Source organism: Vibrio sp. YT-16, from assembly GCF_033337405.1.
GTDB classification, from domain to species: Bacteria; Pseudomonadota; Gammaproteobacteria; order Enterobacterales; family Vibrionaceae; genus Vibrio; species Vibrio alginolyticus.
In genome coordinates, this window is record NZ_JAWOQQ010000093.1 from 1 (window position 1) to 1,287 (window position 1,287).

General features: G+C 48.1%; 1 protein-coding gene. It reads right to left on the minus strand.

Going from position 1 to position 1,287, the window contains the following annotated elements; translation table 11 throughout:
* Nucleotides 1–231: 231 nt before the first annotated feature.
* On the minus strand, nt 232–1,287 hold a 1,056-nt coding region (gene emrD, locus R7F07_RS24970), incomplete at its 5' end, for a multidrug efflux MFS transporter EmrD (protein ID WP_318110630.1).

Consider the following 1,287-nt stretch of genomic DNA (forward strand, 5'->3'; position numbering starts at 1 on the left):
TAGAGAGCAGAGATGTGGTTCGAGAAGTGAATACTCTCCCCATTTCTGAACGGCTCATTGTTGTGACCTGTTGGCTTGAAAACGCATTGTGTAAGCAACTGTTATTTTTAACAAATATCACTTCTAAAGTTAAATCATTCTCATCAATAAATAGAGGTAGTGTGATATGAAAAAAGGGACACACTATTTCGTGTGTCCCTTTTCAATGTTTTGGTCAGATTGAAATGGCGGTTAAATGACTTGTGGCATTTCGTTTGAATGATCGTGTGCTCTGTGTACCCACAATAGGCTATGCATCGCGACAATTGACATTGCCATCATCAAAACACCAAGCGGCATTTGGTTATGCGCTGGGAATACCGATGCAAGCAAGGTTGCAATACCGGCGCCCAAGTTCTGCATACCACCCAGAGTCGCACCAGCTGTCCCCGCGTGGTAAGGGAACGGAGCAATTGCACCTGTTGTTGCCGCAGGGAACAGAATGCCCGCACCTAGGAAATAAATAGTTGCGCCACCAATTAACGTCAGTGCAGTTGTTACGCCAAACAAGCCTGGGATTAATACGACGGCTGAACCGATAAAGATCGACACCAAGCCAACATTTAACGCACGACGCTCAGAGCGACGCTGCGCGATATAGCTAGACAAACCTGCTCCCACTAAGTAGCCCGGGATCGGCAAGATAAACAGCAAACTTACGGTAGTGGCTGGTAATGCCAATACACCACCTAGTAATACCCCAGCTGCTGCTTCGAACACACCTACGCCAGCAAACGTCGCAACTAGGCAGATTAAAAAGCCTTGGAAGCGGCGGTCAGACAAAACGTGCTTGTAGCTTTTTGCCACTGGTTCGAACTTGCGTTTCTCTTTTGGCAGAGTCTCCATCATGCTGGCCATCATGGTAATCACCACCGCGATGCCGAACAGGGCTAGAAATAGGTAGCTAGAGCGCCAACCAAATGCTTCTGTTAGGTAGCCGCCAAGTACTGGTGCCATTAGTGGTGAGAAAATCACGCACATGCTGATCAAGCTGTTTGCACGATGCAGCTCAGCACCTTCAAAGCAGTCGCGAGTTAGAGTTCGTGACATCGCGCCGCCACAACCGATCCCCAAACCTTGAATGAAGCTACCAGCCAAGAACCACTCAAATTGGTGTGCAAATAGCGCCACCAAAGTACCTAGGATGTAGATAAGTAGACCGACGATGATGATCGGTTTACGACCTAAGCGGTCTGATAGCGTGCCGTACGCAAATTGAGACAAGCCATATGGGATCAGGTAACAAGC